The organism is Microvirga lupini (assembly GCF_014191055.1).
Lineage (GTDB): Bacteria > Pseudomonadota > Alphaproteobacteria > Rhizobiales > Beijerinckiaceae > Microvirga > Microvirga lupini_A.
On record NZ_JACHWB010000016.1, the window covers coordinates 1 to 1718 of the forward strand.

1 protein-coding gene is annotated in these 1718 nt (G+C 63.0%); it reads right to left on the reverse strand.

The features are described 5' to 3' along the window. The coding region (locus FHR70_RS23685) for a DNA translocase FtsK (protein WP_281381432.1) at positions 1 to 1391 on the reverse strand (1391 nt) is incomplete at its 3' end. Positions 1392 to 1718 lie beyond the last annotated feature (327 nt).

Here is a 1718-nt window from a genome sequence, read left to right on the forward strand (position 1 = left end):
ATCGAGCGGGCGATGTCGTCCGCCAAAGAGATCACCCGCGACGACTTCGTCCCAGGCGCAGGCTCAAGCTCATAGAGGGTTACGACAGGGCCGGGGCGGACATTGATGATCTCGCCCTTGACGTTGAAGTCCCACAGCACGTTCTCGAGGGTCGCTGCGTTCTCCTGCAGCACTTCAACCGGCACTTCCGCACTGCTCCAGATCTTCGGCTCCGCCAGAAGATCGAGGGCCGGCAGTTCGTAATCAAAAGATGCGCTGACCGGCGCCGTGACGCCGACTGAAACCGACGCGTAGCTGTCACGACGGAGGCTGTCGTTTGCTGGAACGGGTGCCGCTGGCACGTGGCTCACGCGCGGCTGGGTCACGACAGCCGCACGGCGAGGCGCCTCCTCGACGAGGATCTCATCCTCCAGGTCTGTGTCATCCAGGCGTTCTTCGAGCAAATCCTCTTCATCATCCCATGGCGCAGTCTCCGGCTGAGCCGGCAGCGGAGCCTTGAAAGGTGCAGGCATGACAGGATTCACAGGAGGGGCAGCTTTGACGAGCGGCGTGGCTTTTCTGGCAGGCTGAGCATCCTCCTCCCGCTTTGCCTGGACGGGCATGGTGGAGACAGGCTGGAGCGACGGATCCAGCAGATATGTTCCTGGCTGCCACATGAAGCTGTAGGATTGCTGAACGTTCTGCAGCTCATAAGTCGCCGGCGCGACAGGGCTGGTCTTTGCAGGAGGCGCCGGCTGTTCGGCCCTCATCTGGGGACGCGCTGACTCGACAGCCGGCGCACGCTGATGTGCAGCGGCTTGCGCGCTCGGAGTCGGAGCTGCGGCGCGCACACCTGCGCCACGCTCGGGAGCGGGAGCCCGATTGAAGATCCTGGCGCCGCCGGCACCGGTTTCCTGAGAGGCCGCCTTGCTGCGGAGAGCCTGCAGCCGCTCCTGAACGGCCGGTGCCGGATCATCCATGCGAGTAGCAGCAATCTGCCTCGCCCGACCGTCGACCGCATCATCAGACGGGTGGGAGGCTCCCTTCATCCGGCGCTCCTTCAGGACTCGCTCGGGCGTACGGGTGAACCGGACCTCCGGCGACATGGAAAAGGACTGCTCCCAGACCTTACCACGCGGAGCACCATTAGCCCCCCTGCCCTGCCCGACCTTCGGCGTAACAGTGTCGGGCGATCGAGTTCCAGACGGGCTGCTTACGGAACCAGCATTCGCCTGCGCGCGTGTTCCGCCGGCCGGAACCTCACCCGCGCGATGACCGACCTGGTCTCTCGGCGCCAAACCGCCGGACAAGCCCGGCTCGTGATCGTCCAGTTCAGTCTTGTAATCCTCGCCTTGCGTGAGGGAGCCATAGCCATGGGCGGCGGAAGATGAAGGCCGTCGTTTGAAGTGCATTGTCTATTATGGTGTTGGGACTGAGCCAATCAGCCCGGGGAGAAGAGGTCCCGCTGATTACGCCTGCCAAAGGTAAAAAGAGCCTTAGGAGGACAGCACGTGCTGTCCCGACCGGCACTTGTCCCCAGCCTCCCCTTCATAGGAGGGTTCACGATCCCCATATCTATTGACCCGAGACGTCCTATCCCTTGGGCATTGGCTGCTCCCTTTCCACAAAGTCCTTGCAAAGTGCGGTGGGGTGTTTATATCGGCGCTTCCTTTGGGCTGATTGGGGTCTGAGGGGCTTTCTCCTGCATGGCGGGCATGGTGGGTCTGGGGCTTTGCGCT